The sequence below is a fragment of the Pseudomonas sp. 22082 genome, from assembly GCF_052046055.1.
GTDB lineage: Bacteria > Pseudomonadota > Gammaproteobacteria > Pseudomonadales > Pseudomonadaceae > Aquipseudomonas > Aquipseudomonas pharyngis.
Map to the genome: position 1 here is coordinate 96401 of NZ_JBQEQB010000018.1, position 17640 is coordinate 114040.

Consider the following 17640-nt stretch of genomic DNA (forward strand, 5'->3'; position numbering starts at 1 on the left):
TTCATATTTGCAGCAGTTTCGGTTTTGGACGTAATTACGTGGCTCCGGCGATTGCCGATTTGGCCGTTGAGTACCCAGACCTCGAAGTCCGTATGGATGTTTTTGATCGTGTCGTCGATATTGTTGCAGAAGGTTTCGATCTCGAGATACGTGTTGGAGACGACATTCCAGGTCAGCACATAAGTCGGCAGTTGGTCGCAAATCGACGGGTCATCTGCGCCACGCCTGAATACCTGGAAGAGCGAGGCGTGCCTAAGACAATTGAGGACTTGGCCCGCCATGACTGCTTGGTTCTGAAAGAGCGAAATAATAACTTCGGTGTGTGGCAACTGCGAGATGGCCAAAAGGATGTAACCGTTCGTGTGAACGGCCAGTTGTCATCCAATAATGGGGAAATTGTCTTGCAGTGGGCTCTGAAACATCGTGGTCTGTTACTGCGCTCGATGTGGGATGTGAAGCCACTACTTGAACAAGGTCGATTGGTGCAAGTGCTTCACGATTACAGTCAAAGCGCAAATGTTTGGGCTGTTTACCCCACCAGGTTAGCTGAATCTGGGAAGCTAAGAGCGTGTGTTGAATTTCTACAGGCATGGTTTATTCGGCTCAGGGCTGAATGAACCATGCTTGCGGTCATGGTTAAATAGGGCAACCCTTGCCACGCAGTATGTCGTCAAACCTGGACGGGTCGAGTTCACCAGATGCCACTGCTTTCAGAATGGCAGCCTCTCTGTCCAGAAGTTCCGTGCAACGGGCGTGTACCTTGGCTAGTTCGTCGGTCCTTACTGCAACAACACCGTCTGCGTCACCCACAATGAGATCACCAGGGTTTACCAACATACCGGCGCAAGCGATTGGAACATTAATTTCGCCGCCTCCATCAGTACTCGGTCCTCGATGGACATAACCGAGAGCATAAACCGGCAGCTCTCCGTCCAGCCACTCTTCTCGGTCCCGGATGGCGCCATTGATGACGACACCTGCAATACCCGCCTTGATGGCCATTGCGCGCATGATGCCGCCGATGACAGCTCTGCTCAGGTCCGCGCTACCATCGATAACCAACACATCGCCAGGGCGTGCCATCTGTATGGCCTTAAGCACGAATAAGTTATCACCAGGACGAACACGCACCGTTAACGCGGTGCCGCAGAGATGGCGCAGTCCATGATAGGGCTTTAAACCGAGGCCACCAGTGTTGCGACCAAGGCAATCGCTAACAATCGCTGACGGCATCCCTTGAAAGACTTCGTGCCAATCCTTCACCAGCGATGGCGCACATGGGTTGATCAAGTAGCCTGCGGGCCAGTCACCATGACTTGTCACATTCAACATTGCAGTAGCTCCTAAGCGGGAAACTAAAGCTCCCGCTCATCAGACTGGCGTCCTATCACGCCAGCCAAGGGTTGCTCTCAAGGTGCCGTGATTCGAACTCTCGAATCTGATCCTGACGTTGCAGAGTCGTACCGATAGCATCGAGACCCAACATCAGCGCTTCTTTGCGCAATGAATCGATATTGAAGGGGATGGCTCGACCGTCCAACAGAATATGTTGGGCCTCAAGGTCAATCGCGATGCAAGCGCTCCCGCTTTGACTCACAACCTGGCCAATTTCTTTGAGTTCGGCTGGCGAGAGCTGAATGGTCAGTACCCCATTACGCTGGCAGTTATCATAAAAAATGCCAGCAAAAGTAGTACCGATCAGGGCACGGACACCGAGCTGCTTCAAACCCCAAACGGCATGTTCACGGCTTGAGCCACATCCAAAGTTTGGCCCGACCACCAAGAACGCGGCCTTGTTCCACGGATCTTGGTTAAGAACAAAGTCAGGGTTCGGAGCGCCATCAGGGAGAAAGCGCAGATCGAAGAACACCCCCCGGTCCAAACCGCTACGGTCGATTCCCTTCAGGAATTGCTTAGGCATGATTACGTCAGTATCGACGTTGGCCGCGAGCAGTGGTGCCGCGTAGCCCTCGACATATTTGAAAGGTTCCATGCTCAGGCCTCCAACGCCAAAGAACGTACATCAACCAGGTGGCCAGTAACTGCGGCTGCGGCAACCATTGCAGGAGACATCAGGTGAGTGCGGGCCCCAGCACCTTGACGGCCTTCAAAGTTACGGTTCGTACTGGAAGCACACCGATCACCCGGACTCAGCACGTCATCGTTCATTGCCAAGCACATGGAACAGCCGGACTGACGCCATTCGAAACCAGCATCACGAAAGATCTGTGCCAACCCTTCAGTTTCGGCCTGGTCGCGTACCAAGGTGGAGCCAGGGACGATCATCGCACGCACACCATCCGCGACCTTACGCCCTTTAACGACCCGTGCAGCATCGCGCAAATCCTCAATTCGAGCGTTGGTGCAAGAGCCGATGAAGGCGTGACTGATTTGAATGCCTTCGAGAGCAGTGCCTGGTTGCAAATCCATGTAGCGCAGTGCGCGCTGTAAGTCCTGACGGAGGATGAGGTCAGGCTCTTGCATTGGGTCCGGGACGAGGCCGGTGATTGCGCCAGCTTGATCGGGGCTGGTTCCCCAAGTGACCATCGGTTGAAGATCCCCGACATGCATCCGGACCTCTTTATCAAATGTGGCCTCTGAATCTGTATAAAGTGTTTTCCACTTTTCGACTGCAGCGGTCCACTGGGCACCTTTGGGGGCACGTGGCTTGTTCTCGAGGTAGGCGAAAACTTTTTCATCAGGAGCCATGAAGGCGCCCCGCGCACCGGCCTCAACTGCCATATTGCAGATCGTCATCCGTGCTTCAACACTCAAAGCGGTGATAGCCGGCCCGGTGAACTCAATGGCATATCCGGTGGCGCCGGCAGCGCCGATCTGGCGGATGAGTTCCATGATGATGTCTTTGGATACCAACCCGGGTCCTGGGGTCCCCTCGACTGTCACACGCATCGTTTTGAGGCGCTTGTACACGAGGGTTTGAGTAGCCAGGAGATGCTCGATCTCTGACGTGCCAATGCCAAACCCGAACGCACCAAGCGCACCGTAGGTGGTGGTATGACTATCACCGGCAGCGACAACCATGCCAGGCAGGATGAAGCCTTGTTCGGGAGCGACAACGTGCTCAATGCCTTGGCGCTTGTCCAATACGTCGAAAAGTTCGATGCCGAAATCGCGGCAGTTCTGCTCAAAGTAATTGACCTGAAGAGCACCTCCAGCGTCCGGCATTTCCGAAATACGTTCTGGCGCTGTCGGGTTTACGTGGTCTACGACACACAGGGTTGCTGACGGTCTCCAGACCTTGCGACCGGCTTCACGCAGACCGCTGAAAGCCTGAGGGCTGGTGTATTCATTGGCGACTTGGCGATCAATGTAAAGGAGCACATGGCCCTGATCGTCCAGCTCACAAACGGTATGAGAGTCGATATGCTTCTGATAAAGCGATCTTGGGCTGTTCATCGCAAGTTCGTACCCTTTGTTATTGTTCAGGCCCGAAGGCATCACGGCCACTGCAAAACAGTGTCAACAACAGGATATCGATACGAGATCATGCATCAACTAGCGCTCAGTGGAGTATGCATTCACACTTCGTGAATTGAGCGCTAATGACGAAAGATGAGGAGCGCAGAACAACCCAGCAAAAATAGAGAGAACAGACCGCACAGTACTCTCTCTGGCGCAAGATACGCCCATTTCACGCCCCAGCTGACACTCAAGACGCCGCCCAACGCCATAGCTAATCCCATCGGCCAATCCACATGGCCTCCGTGCCCGTATGTGACAAGGGTAATCATCGTGCTTGGCAGAGCAAGAGAAAGAGCCATTCCTTGCGCGGCAACCTGGGTGAACCCAAATACGCTGGTCAAGACGGGTACGGCAACTACCGAGGCACCGACTCCAAAAAATCCCCCAAGAGCACCACAGGCTCCGCCTAATACTCCCAGGCGAGGTGAGGTGGAGTGCGTAAGGGCTTTCGGTACTGCAACCAGGCGGGCCCGGACCAAATTCAGGCATGCTAGGAAAATCATCAGAATGGAAAAGCCGAACTGAATGAGTTCGGGATTCGTAGTGGTCGCTAACTTAGCCCCTAGTCCAGCACTCACTAAACCCGCACCAGCGAGCGGCAAAACCAGCGAGTAATTTACGAGCGTGCGCTGTTGGTATCGCCAAAAAGCGAGAATCAGATTTGGCGCCATCATGACCAGAGCAGTGCCTTGGGCAAGCGTCTGAGTTTGATCAAAAAAAATTGTCATTATTGGGATAGCAATGAGCCCGCCACCAATCCCAAAAAAACCTCCCAAGGCTCCCATAGCAACACCAAATATAAAATCTATCAGCAGGGAGAACACGTGATTACCTATATGCTAGAGAGCAGCTAGTTAAAAGTACCCCCAACGAGTTGTCTGCTCAACAGCGGATGGTAAATTATCAGTCTACATTTCGTGAATGATGGAACCGGGATTGCGGCTGGTTAGGTCGACTAGCGAAATTCAGCTTATGACAAAACCTACCACCCCTGAAGTACAGCGATGAGGCTTGATTGGGCGTTTGGTACAAATCGTTCGGGCTGTTATGACCAGTCATCGTGTCCTCGCGTGCTAGCCCTGTGGTTAGGAGATCCCCTTTGAATGCACGGCGGACATATCCTTCACCCCTGTATCAACAATCAATGCTGATATCAGTCTCCGGTACGGACGTGCACAAGAGCGCATACCCGGATTTAGCGCTACCGACGTCAATCAGCGGAAGGATTTTCCCGTCCAATACGGCGCACTCACAGGTTTGGCATATGCCAGCCCGACAATGGGCAGGTAATACCAGCCCCTTGGCTTCTGCGAAGCTAAGGAGGGTTCCATCTGTGGGTTGCCATGAGGCAGTGACACCTGATCTGCTGAACGTGACCTGGAATGGCCCACATTCGGGGATTTTGCGCATTTCCACTGGACTGTCAGGGGTGGCGAAGCTGTCCATATGCAGCCGATCCACAGCGTTAGCTTGAACCACGCTGTCCTTTATCTGGCGCTGAAAGCCTTCAGGCCCGCAAACATGGATGGCAGCGCCACGCTCGGCAGCGTCGGTGACTAACGCGGATATATTCGGCCTGTAGTTGATCGCGCCTTCAATTTCACTGTTCCCCTCGGTCACATGCAGGGCGATAGCACCTTGGCTTAGCTGCCCTACCAGCTTGGTGACCTCAACCCACAGCGCTAAGTCGTCGCTGGATTTCACGGTGTGCACGACCCGTACAGGATGCGGGTAACGTGCTTGCACAAGTGCTGTGAGCTTGGTGATCGTCGGGGTTATGCCTATTCCTGCGGTAATGAAGAGATTGGCTGGAGCGTCCAGACTAAACGTAACTGGCCCTGAAGGACCAGTGAGATGCAGCCACCGCCCTGTTTTCAAAGCATGAATAGCTTGGGAGCCGGCACCACTCCCCTGCTTCACCGTGATGCGTACCCGATCATCCTCGACGCCTGACACGGTATAGCGGCGCCACGTGCCATCTGTTGTCAGATGGTGAACTGCGACATGCTGCCCAGCCACAAAGCTGTCTAGCGAGCCGAGCATGGCTACAGGATCTCGTAGCCATACCGAGCGAATACCCGGAGCTTCCTCAACAATCTCAACGACTTCTGCAGGACGCGGCCAGGTAGTCAACGCAGGTGCTCTTGGAACCTTGGCTGCAATTGCCAGCCTTTCGCCGTAATGCGCCTGCGTGCTTGAAATTCTGTCGCCAGGTTGCAGCGATCCTGCTTGCTCGACCTGTGCGTAGACGCCGCAATACATGTGACCGAAATGTCGGTTCAGTTGGGCGGGAATGTTCATGTCCAATTCGCCCGTCTGCGGGTTTACCGACGTCGCTCGGCAGCGCTTGATTGGCCGGATGATCGAGAGACGGGACTGACCAAAATCCACACCTTTGCCAAGCCATCCGATTTCGGAAAATGGTTCTGCATCGATATAGATGTTGCCTCGAAAACGCATGGGGTCGATCGTTACGCCCATGAGCGTAGACAGCGCCTGCACTGTCCTCACATTGATGATGGACAATGCCGAGTCGTCAAAATCCCAATGGCCGAGAAAATCGTTTCGATGAACAATGCGTGATTGCGCACCAAAAAATTCGGCCAGTAGTTCTGGATCTGTCAGCAAATCTCCACGAGGCACTGGCTGCTTAACATGGAGCGTCGCTGCGCCCAGGCTTTGGCCAGGCAGAAAATGAACAAGCGCTGGATTGGTCGTGAGTTGCTGATACGGGGCGGCCCCGGCCGTCGTCCCACTACGGGTAATGGCTACCGCACGGTCGCCTGGAAAACCTTTTCCGTATTCCAGCGAGACACTGTCCAGCCTTTCACCTTCGAAGCCCTTTATTGGATAGCGGAACAGCGAAACGACGTGAGCCATCTGACATGCCCTCTTCACAAATTCATAGGAATCACTCGAAGCCCAGCGTGACCTGACGGGGCTGAACTTTTCGATGCATGCAATGCCGATCACCCAGTCGCTCGTCACTGATGCAAAAAAGCCACTGCCCGGAGGGGCAGTGGCCGGGTCCGCACCGAACTCCGTCAGAACAGCGCGGGATCAGGACACAGGCAATTGCATCACCCGCGTCCCGCCAGTCACGAAGCGTTGATCCAGATGGTCTTCAGCTCCGTGTACTGATCATGGGCCCAGATGGACTTGTCCCGCCCACCGAAGCCAGACTCCTTGTAACCACCGAACGGCGTAGTCACATCCCCTTCGCCGAAGCAGTTGACCGTGACCACGCCCGCACGGATTTCCCGCGAAAGGCGCAGCGCGTTGCGCAGGCTGCCGGTGTAGGCCGAGGCGGCCAGGCCGTAAACGGTGTCGTTGGCCAATTCGATCGCCTCGTCGATGGTCTCGAAGCTGGTCACGCTCAGCACCGGGCCAAAGATTTCCTCGACGAACAGTTTGTTGTCGCGGCCAACGTTGTCGACGATGGTCGGTTGCACGAACACACCTTCCTCGGTTTCGCCGCCCTGAACGATGCTGAGTTTCTGCTCGGCCGCGTATTCCAGGTACGACTTCACCTTCTCGAAGTGCGACTTGCTGACCATGGCGCCCAGGCGGTTGTCCGGGTCGAGCGGGTCGCCCAGCTTCCAGTCTTTCAGGTGCTTGGCGATCAGGCTCAGCAGTTCGTCCTTCACGTCCTTGTGGACGATCAGGCGCGAGGAGGCGGAGCAGTTCTCACCCATGTTCCAGAACGCACCCGCGGTGACGAACTGGGCCACTTCGTCCAGGTCTTCGCAGTCGTTCATGACCACGGCCGGGTTCTTGCCACCCAGCTCCAGGACGATGCGCTTGAGGTTGGACTCGGCGGCGTATTTCAGGAACAGGCGACCGGTGTCGGTGGAACCGGTGAAGCTGACCATCGGGATGTCCATGTGGCGGCCAATGGCCTCACCCACTTCACGGCCACCGCCAGGCACCAGGTTGAACACGCCAGCCGGAATGCCCGCCTCGTGGGCCAGTTCGGCCACGCGCAGGGCGCTGAGGGTGGTTTCCTTGGCTGGCTTGACCACGATCGAGCAACCGGCGGCCAGCGACGGGGCGATCTTCCAGGCCAGCATCAGCAGCGGGAAGTTCCACGGCAGTACCAGGCCGACCACGCCGATGGCTTCACGCACCACCATGGTCACGGCGGCATTGCCGGTCGGCGCGGTGGCATCGTAGATCTTGTCGATCAGCTCGGCGTGCCAGCGGATGGTGTGGATGGTTTCCGGCACGTCGACGGTCTGGCACTCGCTGACCGGCTTGCCGCTGTCCAGCGCTTCCAGCACCGCCAGCTCGTGGGCGTTGTCTTCCAGCAACTGGGCGAACTTCTGCAGCACATGCTTGCGGTCGTTCGGCTGCATTTTCGACCAGGTGCCTTCCTCGAACACACGCTTGGCTGCTGCAACAGCGACGTTGACGTCGCTGACGTCGCAGGCGGCGACCTCGGCCAACTGCTTGCCGGTGGCCGGGTTGGTGGTGACGAAGGTGCGGCCAGAGATGGCGTCGCGGAATTCACCGTCGATGAACGCCTGGGTGCGCAGTTGCAGGTCGGCGGCGATGGCCGCGTATTGATCCTTGCTCAGCAATTCAGCCATTTTTCCAGCCTCCTTATTTGATCCGGGCGATGGTGGCTTTCAGCTCGGTGACCACGCGCTGCAGCTCTTGCTTCTCGGCTGCGTCCAGGTCGTACAGCGGCTTGCGCACGCCTCCGGTGCTCAGACCGTTGAGGGCGACGCCGTATTTGATCGACTGGACGAACTTGCCACCTTCGAGGAAGTCCATCAGCGGCATCATGGCGGCCATGATCTTGCGGCCCTTGTCGAAGTTCTTCTCGATCACGCAGGCCTCGTACAGGGCCACGTGCTCGCGCGGGATGAAGTTGGAGCCGGCGCAGACCCAGCTCTGGGCGCCCCAGGCGAAGAACTCCAGGGCCTGGTCGTCCCAGCCGCACGAAAGCTGGATGTTCGGGCGCTTGATGGCCAGGCGATGCAATTGGGCCATGTCACCGGAGCTTTCCTTGATGGCGACGATGTTCTTCACATCGGCCACGGCGTCGAAAAACTCTTCACCCATGCTTACGCTCATGCGGCCCGGGTAGTTGTAGAGCATGATCGGCAGGCCAGCGGCGGCATCGACGGCTTTGACGTGCAGGGCAATTTCCTGCTGGGTCGGCAACGCGTACGGCGGGGTACCGACCAACAGCGCATCGGCCTTGATTTCCTTGGCGTGCTGGGCGAAAGCCACGGCGTCTTCGGTGCGAATGCCACCGGTACCAACGATCAGCGGCAAACGACCATGGAGCACGTCCTTGGCCTGGGCAGCCAGTTCGATGCGTTCTTGAGTGGTGTGGGCATAGTATTCACCGGTCGAGCCGCCGATGATCACGCCGTGAATCTTCGATTCGACCAAGTACTCGAGCACTTCGGCGAAGGCCGCTTTGTCGATCGAGCCGTCCGCTGCCAGTGGAGTGATTGCCGGGGTGTAGATGCCTTCAAATTTCACGGTAGATTCTCCAAGGATACATTTGGTAGTGAAAGCCGCGACGCAACGCGCCGCGACGGCTGTGTTTCAGGTCAGGCGAGCGAGGCGGCCTGTTGCAGATTCATGGATCGGGTTTCGGGTGCCAGCGCGAAGGAGAACGCCAGGCCGACGAAAGTCACTGCGGCGGCGGCGTACATGGTCGCGCCGATTCCGTAGGTATCGAGGGCAATCGGGACCAACCAGGTTCCGACCGCGGCGCCGACCCGCGACATAGAGGTGCCCACACCCACCGCACCAGCGCGAATTTCGGTAGGGAAGAGTTCGTTGGGGTAAACAAGCTGCAGCACCTGGGCACCGCCGATAAACAGTGCATAGGCGCCGAACAAGGCCAGAATCAGCATTTCCGAACCGCTACTGAATGCGCCCAGGCCCAGCAACGCCAGTCCCGACCACAGGAAGCTGTGCAGCAGCGTGGTACGCCGGCCAAGCCCGTTGATCAGGCGTGTAGCAATGATGCAGCCGACTACGAATAGACAGGTGATGGCGACAGAGCCAATCGACGCCCACTCACCTTTGAGATTGAGCGCGCCCAGAACCTTCGGGGCGAAGGCATAGACGGCAAACACCGGAATAACCGAGCAGGTCCAGAACATGGTGACGAACAACATGCGTTTGCCATAGCCGGAGTGCAGCAGGCTGAGGAACGACAGTTTTCGCGTTTTAGGCTCTTCTGGCAGGTTGCGCAGAGAGAAATCACTGCCATATACACGCTTGATGATCTGCTCGGCCTCGGCGCTGCGGCCCTTGCTGATAAGCCAGCGTGGCGACTCAGGCGTACCAAGGCGCAACATGAACAAAACGCTACCGACTACTGCTGCACTGGCCAGGACCATGCGCCAGGCATCATCGCCACCGTGGTGAAGAATCGCTTCCCCGACCATGTAGGCCACAGCTGCGCCTGCGAACCACAGTACGGTGAGGGTGGCCAGGCGAGGCCCCCGATTCTTCTTGGGCAGGAACTCAACCAACAGCGAAGTGGCCACTGGATACTCAATGCCGACAGCGATGCCGATGGCAAAGCGCAACAGGAACAGTGCCAGCGCCGACTCGACCCAGAACTGCGCGACTGAGGACAGAACGAACAGGGTCGGCCCGACGAAGAAAACGCGTTTGCGACCAAAGCGATCGGTCAACCACCCGCCGAAGAAGCCACCGAAGAAAATGCCGATCAGCGCCGAGGCCGCAATCATGCCCTGCCAAAAGCTGGACAGGCCAAGCCCTGCGGACATCTGTGCCATGGCCACGCCAACGATGCTCAGCACATAGCCGTCAACAAACGATCCGCCGCCAGAGCGTACCGTCAGAAACTGATGAAAACGATTAATAGGTACATCTTCGATTGATACATTGGAATTTGTCATTGTTTTCTCCTGCCACGACCAAAGTGCAGCCTGTTTAAGGACGAACGGGTCCGCGAAGCTGAAAACCTTATTCAGCTCCGTCTCGTCGAAGTGCACTTCGACCCTAAACAGCACGCAATAGAAACCGCAGGCCAGGCCAATTAGTGCCCGGCTAATATCAATAAGTTATAGCGTCTTACATTAACTCAGCTTTCTTTTCCGGCGCGGTACTGTCCCCATTTCAGATTCAGGTTCAAACCCAGCGATACCAAGGGCGCCGGTGGGTTAGCGCACGGTCCTGGTGCCTGGCGAACAAAGTCGATCAGTTCATTCTTCTCACCGGCCAGCCAGTCAGCCAAAAGTTTGCCGGTAGCGGTGCCGCGAGTAACACCCAAACCATTGCAGCAAAGAGCACCATAAACGTTAGGCGCCAACTCCCCAAAATACCCCATGTGATTTCGCGACATCGCCAGTGCACCGCCCCAGGTATATTCGAAGGGCATGTCTGGCAGCATCGGGAAGCGCCGTTCGAAGGCGTCACGATGACGAACCACGAAGCGTTCGAGGTATTTGCGATTGGCACGGCCGTCGGGGTTGAAACTGAAACTGTTACGGATCAACAAACGGTTGTCTGGCGTGCGACGCACCGTGGTGCCGAATGGATCAGCGGGAATGACGCCCCAGTATGGCTTGCCGCCTAGCCTCGCCTGCTCCTCTTCGTTCATCGGACGGGTCAGGCTGGCATAAGTGAACACCGGCAGCATGCGGCCTTTCAGGAAGCCGAAACTCATGCCGAAAGCGTTGGTAGTGAGCACCAGCTTGTCAGCCGTGATTGAGCCATTGGCATGCTTGAGCACGGTTTTTGCGCCGTAGTCAATTTCAGTGATCGGCGTCTGCTCATACAGCGTGACATTCGGCGGCAGATTATCTGCCAACCCTTTTACCAACGCCGAGGGCTGAATAAGGGAAGTGCCCGGAGTGAACAGGGCCTTGCGGTAGAAATGAGTGCCGATATGCTCTGGAAGCTGAGCGGCGTCAATCATCTCGTACGGCTGATCGAGTTTGTCCAAGCCGCGCCGGTAGGCATCCAGTACGGCAATGCCGCGTGGCTCTACGGCCGCTTGGTACTTGCCACAATGCTTCATCTGGCAATCGATCTGATAGCGTTCTACCAGTTCCTTGAGGAATGACTGTCCGCTGAGATTGAGCTTCAGCGTGGTTCTGGCGATGGCAATGTCACCGATGTAGTCGTCGGCGCCGATGTCATGAGGCAGGTCGATGGCAAAACCAGCATTGCGCCCCGACGAACCGAACCCCACTTCCTGAGCTTCGAGCAGCACGACCTGGTCATCCGGAAAATTCAATGCCAGCTGGCGTGCAGCGGCTAATCCGGTAAAGCCAGCGCCGACCACAACCCAACGTGCGGCGGTGTGCCCGCGGTGCGGAGCTTTGATCTGCCGTCCTTTGCTCAGGTGGTACCAACCGCACGTGGTGTCGTCGGCGGGCAACGAGGTGATCTTTGTCATTTCAGGAACCAGATATTGTTGTTAGCGTCTGTTCCTCATCACGCCTCGCCAAACCCGGCATCCTGCCGGGTGTTGGCGCGCGGTGAGCATTACTTCATAAGGCCAGTGCCACTTCCATCCCTTGGGGCGCCGCGTATTCGGCCATGCGGCGACGCGACAACTCGAAGTGCTCGCGCACAAGCTGTCCGGCAGTTTCAGGATCTCGACGCTCGATGGCCTCGATCATTTGATCGTGCTGCTGGCAGGCGAGCTCTAGGTCGCGCTGCATGTCATCTGTGGTCGGGTGTCGATAGAAGATCTTGCCAAGCCTTGTGTGGTCGATAAGAAGGCGCCGCAGGCTTGGCAACAAGTAGTCGTTATGCGCCATCCGGCCGATCTCCAGATGGAAGGCATCGTTGTAGAGCACTCGGTTTTCCACATCGCGCTCTTCGATGGCCTGGCGGAACATCGCCTGAATGGCCTTGAGCCCCTCGATCTCACGCGCAGTTGCATGGGTAGCCGCCAGCTGGGTAGTCGCTATGTAGATCAATGGCGCTGCCAGGAAAAAGCTATGCAGAGAATCGTGGTTCATCGCAGCCACGCGAGGCGCGCGATTGGCTTCCAGTTCGATGTAGCCCTCTGCTGCGATTTGTCTCAGCAATTCGCGAACCGGCGGGCGTGACAGGCCGAACTCTTCACTCAAGGCCAGCTCATCGACCACCGCGCCAGGTGCCAGCTCCATGCTCAGGATGCGCCGGCGCAAGGCATCAGCAAGGACGCCCTTGCGGTCCAGCGGCACTTCACCGATCAGTGGATGAGCCTCAGCGGTTGCTTTCATGGCGGCTTTCTTGGTTTTCATATTGTTGTGTCTACAATTTGTATAATGAATATAGGGTTCGTTAGACAATGTGTCTACTGGTTTTTCGACCATCGGTAAAGCGTGATCACGATGGCTCGAAGCTCACATTTCTGTCCGCGACAATATCATGCCAACCCACGACCATAGCGGCGCCCAGCGCAGCCGCCGCAAAGGCTCATGGCCACTGGGTTCGCGGTATTCTTTCGAAATTATCTTGGTATACACAAAGAATACAATCGCATTGACGGGGCTCGGAACCCATGCCAGTCTGAATCAAACAGTGATCGCTCCGAGTTTTGGTGAACGGTGGGGGGTTCCATGAGAGGCGGCAAAAATGAGCTGTACGAGGATCTGAAAGGCCAGATTCTGACCATGGAGCTCAGCCCCGACCAATTGCTGGACGAGTTGGGGCTAAGCGAACGATACGGGCTATCGCGTACCCCTGTCCGAGAGGTGTTTCGCCGCCTGGCGGGTGAAGGCTATCTGGACATACAGGAACATCGTGGCGCCCGAGTGGCACCGATGAACCACAACACCTTGCGTAACTTTTTCCTGGTGGCGCCCATGGTTTATGCCGCTATCGGCCGACTTGCTGTTCAAAACTACAAGCCCGCTCAACTGCGCGACCTGCATGCCACCCAGGAGCGCTTTCGCACGGCGAGCCAAATTCGCGACCCTCGGGCGATGGTCGTTGAGAACAACCGCTTCCACGAGATCATGGGCGAGATGTCTGGCAACCCTTATCTCGAACCCAGTCTTGGTCGCCTGTTAATCGACCACGCACGTATCGGCCACACCTTCTTCCGCCCACGCAATAGCGACATGGAGCGCCACCTGTGCTTGGCCGTCGAGCATCACGACAGTTTCATTGAAGCTTTCAGCCGGCATGACGAAGGCGCGGTCGTCGATTTGGTGTTTGAACACTGGGAGCTGTCGCGCTGCAACATGCAGCTGTTTATCGCCCCGCAAAGCCTGGTTGAAGACGTTGCACGCGATGTCAACAGCGGCTGACAAGCGCCCGTAAGACAAGTATTGCATTACCGCCATGGACGGACGTTGGCCGACCATGGATGCACGCAGGTGAAATTCAACAAAAACAGGGCACAACGCCCAGCCACCACATGCAGGAGTTCAACATGAATCGTATCCGCAAGGCACTGTGCGCAATCGCGATGATCGGTTTAGGGCTGTGCCAGGCCCATGCCGAAGAAAAGGTCATCAACATGGGCACCTTATCCTGGGAAGACCTCACGCCCATCACCGGTATCACCAAGAAAGTACTGGAGGACGCCGGCTACACCGTCAAGGTGACTTCGTTCTCGGAGTGGGGCATCGCTTATGCGGCCCTGAGCAAGGGTGACGTGCAGATCCTCGCCTCGCAGATCGACTACGTGGCCCAGGATTTCTGGAACCGTAATAAGAGCCGCCTAGAAAAGATTTCGCCAGTTTCCCACGGGCTGTACCAGGCGATCGCTGTGCCCAAATACGTGCCAATCGACTCGATTGAGCAGCTCAACGAAAACGCCGACAAGTTCGGCAACAAGATCGTCGGTATTGAACCCGGCTCGGGCTTGATGAGCGACGCAGCCAAGGCAGTTAAAGCTTATGACCTGAAACTCAACCTGCTCGAAGGTAGCACAGCGGCCATGACCGCCGCGCTCAAATCGGCGGTCGATCGCAAGGAATGGGTAGCCGTGACCCTCTGGGAGCCGACTTGGATGGCCCTCAAATACGACACCAAATTCCTCAAGGATCCGAAAGGCGTATTCGCTCCAGCGCAAGGCTACTACTGGATTGGGCAGAAAGGCTTCTCAGCGGAGAACCCCCAGGCCCGTGAAGTAATCGCTAGCGTTTATGTACCGCTGGCGGACATCAGTGCGATCAACAGCGCAGTGAACGATGGCAAGACCATGGACCAAGCCGTGAAGGATTGGACCGACAGTCATGCCGATCTGCTCAAGCGCTGGGAAAACATCAAAAAATACTGACAGCAGCGTTTTACTTTTGCCACTGCCGAACTTGAAACAAGAACACACCAGAAAACTCTGGTTCGGGTGCACACATGAATACCACTGACGTTGTTGAAACACTGGTGGATTGCCGCGGTGTCTGGAAGATCTTCGGCGACCGCGCGCCTGCCGCTATGCAGGCCTACCGCGAGCGAGGCCTAACAAAAACTCAGATTCTTCAGGATTACGGCTGCGTGGTGGGCGTCTCCAATGTCGACCTGCAAGTACGTCGAGGAGAGATCTTCTGCATCATGGGCCTTTCTGGCAGTGGCAAGTCCACGCTGATCCGCCTGCTCAACCGCCTCATTGTCCCCACAAGTGGCGAAATTCTGGTTAAGGGTCGCGACATAGCACAACTGGACGCCGCAGCGCTGCGCGAGGTCCGTGCCAAACATATCGGCATGGTTTTTCAGAGCGTTGCCTTGCTGCCACATCGCACAGTGTTAGAAAACGCGGCCTTCGGCCTGGAAGTGCAAGGCCTGTCCAAGGGCAAACGCCATGAGGTGGCCGGACGCGCTTTGGCCAAGGTTGGGCTGAGCGATTGGGCCAACCGCTACCCCGCCGAATTGTCCGGCGGCATGCAACAGCGTGTCGGTCTTGCCCGGGCAATCGCTTCCGACCCTGAGGTGATACTCATGGACGAGCCGTTCAGCGCCCTGGACCCGCTAATCCGTCGGCAGCTGCAGGACGAGTTCAGGGAACTCACCAAGTCCCTGGGCAAATCCGCTGTGTTCATCACCCACGACCTCGAGGAGGCCATTCGCATCGGCGACCGTATCGCCATCATGAAAGATGGGGTGATCATCCAGGAAGGCACCGCCGAGGATATCGTGCTCAATCCGGCCGATGACTATGTAGCCGAATTCGTTGCAGGGATTTCACGCCTGCACTTGGTCAAAGCTCATTCCATAATGCAACCGCTGGCGGAATACAGTGCCCGCTACCCGCACGAAAATCCGGAGCAATTGCAATGTGCCGCCCCGGAGAGCGACCTGGATTCCCTGATCAACCTGTTGATTCGCTCGGGTCACGATGCAGTCGGCGTGCGTGAGAATGGAATGTTGCTGGGAGTGATAAGCCAGCGTGACTTGCTGCGCGCCGTTCAAGGTGTAAGAGATGACGAGGCCCCTATGCAGGCGCGCACGTCCGTGGGGGGTCTCGCATGAACCCCGAAGACTTTGCCTCTGCCTTCGATGAGCGCGTCGACAATGCCTTGATGTGGCTATCCGACAATGCCGCTGGCCTGTTCGACCTGTTCAACGACCTGCTCAAAGCCCTGTACCAGGCTGTCTACACGGTATTGGAGGTACCACCTTTCTATGCCGTGGCATTGGTGTTCGCACTTCTGGCATGGCGCCTGGCCGGGTGGCGCTTTTCGCTTGGCACCTTCTTGGCACTACTAATGTGCGCGCTGATGGGCTTGTGGCCGCAAACCATGATCACCCTGGCGTTGGTGCTTACCGCCACCAGCCTGGCGTTGATAATCGGTATTCCCTGTGGGGTAGCGGCCGGCCTTTCACCTGCAGTGAATCGCGTCTGTGACCCGGCCATGGACCTGATCCAGACATTACCGCCCTACATCTATCTGCTTCCTGCCATCGCACTGCTGGGCTACGGCACTGGTACAGCACTCGTGGCTACGGTCATCGTGGCCGTGCCGCCAGTGCTACGTCTCACCGCGCTAGGCATCCGCATGACACCAAAGGCGTTTCTGGAGTTGGGGAACGCAAGCGGTACTACCGGTTGGCAACAATTCGCCAAGATCCGCTTGCCGTTCGCCATGCCTAGCATCATGACAGGTATCAACCAAAGCCTGATGATGGCCTTCGGCATGGTGGTCATCGCAGGGATCGTCGGCTCTGGAGGGCTTGGAGAAGTAATCTACAGCGCCATCCGGACGCTGGACATCGCCCGCTCGATCAACGCCGCCATCGCCATCGTGATCCTCACCCTGATCCTCGATCGGCTGGCCCAGAGCGGCATCCGCACCGCCGAGGAGGCGCGTCATGGCGCTCACTGAAATGAACATCTCTCCCGGCGCCTACCTGGCGCCCCTGTTCGACTGGCTGAACACCAACATGCATGGGCTGTTCGCGGTCATAAGCCGCTTCGTCGAGACCATGCTAGGCGCGGTCGAGGCGCTGCTGTTATTGCCACCGGCTTACGCAATGATTGCCGGCGTATGCATTTTGACAGGGCTGTTCATCAACCTACGCACCGCTGGGCTTGCAGGTGTGCTGCTGGGCTTTTGCTGGCTCAGTGGTTTCTGGACCGCTTCCATGCAGACCATCGCCTTGGTGTCAGTGGCTGTACTGATTGCCGTTGCCGTGGCCTTCCCGCTGGGCATCCTTGCAGCTCGGGTAAAACGCTTCGACAACGCCTTGAGCCCGCTGCTGAACGTGATGCAGACCGTGCCGCCATGGGTGTACTTGATCCCGGCTGTGATCATCTTCAGCCTGGGCAAGGTGCCAGCGATCATGGCGACAATCGTTTATGGCATTCCGCCAATGCTGCGTCTGACCACGCTCGGCTTCCGCCAGGTACCCAAAGACTTGCTGGAGCTTGGCCAGGCCACCGGTGCAAAACCCCGCACCATCTTGTTCAAGATCGAGTTTCCCAGTGCCATGCCTACCCTGCTGGTTGGCCTCAATCAGTGCATCCTCATGTCGCTGGCCATGGTCGTTCTGGCCGGGTTGGTCGGTGCAGGCGGCCTGGGCGCCGAAGTTACCCGCGGCCTGACGCGCATGGAAATGGGGCTAGGCCTACGTGCGGGCTTGGCTATCGTCGCCGTGGCTCTATTACTCGACCGGCTCTCACGAGGCCTGCTCAGCCGTCGGGCTGGGCCACAACTTCAGTAAGGCCGGGAAAACACGGCGGGCCGTTCTGGCCCGCCACAACTTTTTGCATGA

General features: G+C 57.1%; 16 protein-coding genes. 6 read left to right on the forward strand and 10 right to left on the reverse strand.

Annotated elements, in window-relative coordinates:
* A partial coding sequence (locus ACTJK9_RS20540) for a LysR substrate-binding domain-containing protein (protein ID WP_440815829.1) occupies positions 1-617 on the forward strand: 617 nt, incomplete at its 5' end.
* Between the two features lie 19 nt (positions 618-636).
* Here ACTJK9_RS20540 and ACTJK9_RS20545 read toward each other — a convergent pair.
* From ACTJK9_RS20545 to ACTJK9_RS20590, 10 genes are all read right to left on the reverse strand, one after another.
* Positions 637-1332: an RraA family protein gene (locus tag ACTJK9_RS20545; RefSeq protein ID WP_045154616.1), complete on the reverse strand. Its 696-nt coding sequence runs from the start codon at positions 1330-1332 to the stop codon at positions 637-639.
* Positions 1333-1387: 55 nt separating this feature from the next.
* Complete coding sequence (gene leuD, locus ACTJK9_RS20550; RefSeq protein WP_440815895.1) at positions 1388-1999, reverse strand: 3-isopropylmalate dehydratase small subunit; 612 nt, start codon at positions 1997-1999, stop codon at positions 1388-1390.
* The gene (gene leuC / locus ACTJK9_RS20555; RefSeq protein WP_440815832.1) at positions 1996-3417 is read right to left on the reverse strand and encodes a 3-isopropylmalate dehydratase large subunit; all 1422 of its coding nucleotides are present in this window, start codon (positions 3415-3417) and stop codon (positions 1996-1998) included. The genes leuD and leuC overlap by 4 nt, the downstream gene beginning before the upstream one ends.
* Before the next feature lie 143 nt (positions 3418-3560).
* On the reverse strand, positions 3561-4307 hold the full coding sequence (locus ACTJK9_RS20560; protein ID WP_440815834.1) for a sulfite exporter TauE/SafE family protein: 747 nt from the start codon (positions 4305-4307) through the stop codon (positions 3561-3563).
* Positions 4308-4617: 310 nt separating this feature from the next.
* Entirely contained in the window at positions 4618-6456 is a 1839-nt protein-coding gene (locus ACTJK9_RS20565; RefSeq protein WP_440815837.1) for an MOSC domain-containing protein, read from the reverse strand.
* Positions 6457-6581: 125 nt separating this feature from the next.
* Positions 6582-8072, reverse strand: a complete 1491-nt coding sequence (locus tag ACTJK9_RS20570; protein WP_440815840.1) for an aldehyde dehydrogenase — start codon at positions 8070-8072, stop codon at positions 6582-6584.
* Positions 8073-8085: 13 nt separating this feature from the next.
* Positions 8086-8979, reverse strand: a complete 894-nt coding sequence (locus ACTJK9_RS20575) for a dihydrodipicolinate synthase family protein (protein ID WP_440815842.1) — start codon at positions 8977-8979, stop codon at positions 8086-8088.
* A 71-nt stretch (positions 8980-9050) separates the two neighbouring features.
* Positions 9051-10379, reverse strand: a complete 1329-nt coding sequence (locus ACTJK9_RS20580; RefSeq protein ID WP_054884802.1) for an MFS transporter — start codon at positions 10377-10379, stop codon at positions 9051-9053.
* 185 nt (positions 10380-10564) lie between these two features.
* The gene (locus ACTJK9_RS20585; RefSeq protein ID WP_440815844.1) at positions 10565-11884 is read right to left on the reverse strand and encodes an NAD(P)/FAD-dependent oxidoreductase; all 1320 of its coding nucleotides are present in this window, start codon (positions 11882-11884) and stop codon (positions 10565-10567) included.
* Between the two features lie 94 nt (positions 11885-11978).
* Entirely contained in the window at positions 11979-12701 is a 723-nt protein-coding gene (locus ACTJK9_RS20590; RefSeq protein ID WP_054884850.1) for a GntR family transcriptional regulator, read from the reverse strand.
* A 339-nt stretch (positions 12702-13040) separates the two neighbouring features.
* Between ACTJK9_RS20590 and ACTJK9_RS20595 the strand changes: the two genes are divergently transcribed.
* The 5 genes from ACTJK9_RS20595 to ACTJK9_RS20615 all read left to right on the forward strand — a co-directional run bounded on the left by ACTJK9_RS20595 (position 13041) and on the right by ACTJK9_RS20615 (position 17589).
* On the forward strand, positions 13041-13733 hold the full coding sequence (locus ACTJK9_RS20595; protein WP_440815847.1) for a GntR family transcriptional regulator: 693 nt from the start codon (positions 13041-13043) through the stop codon (positions 13731-13733).
* Positions 13734-13858: 125 nt separating this feature from the next.
* Positions 13859-14710 carry a glycine betaine ABC transporter substrate-binding protein gene (locus ACTJK9_RS20600; protein ID WP_172224969.1) on the forward strand — a complete coding sequence of 284 codons (852 nt, stop codon included), beginning with the start codon at positions 13859-13861 and terminating at the stop codon, positions 14708-14710.
* A 74-nt stretch (positions 14711-14784) separates the two neighbouring features.
* Entirely contained in the window at positions 14785-15897 is a 1113-nt protein-coding gene (locus ACTJK9_RS20605) for a quaternary amine ABC transporter ATP-binding protein (protein ID WP_440815851.1), read from the forward strand.
* Complete coding sequence (locus ACTJK9_RS20610) at positions 15894-16751, forward strand: ABC transporter permease (protein WP_440815853.1); 858 nt, start codon at positions 15894-15896, stop codon at positions 16749-16751. Before ACTJK9_RS20605 ends, ACTJK9_RS20610 begins: the two co-directional genes overlap by 4 nt.
* The gene (locus tag ACTJK9_RS20615; RefSeq protein ID WP_440815856.1) at positions 16738-17589 is read left to right on the forward strand and encodes an ABC transporter permease; all 852 of its coding nucleotides are present in this window, start codon (positions 16738-16740) and stop codon (positions 17587-17589) included. The genes ACTJK9_RS20610 and ACTJK9_RS20615 overlap by 14 nt, the downstream gene beginning before the upstream one ends.
* The last annotated feature ends 51 nt before the right edge of the window (positions 17590-17640 follow it).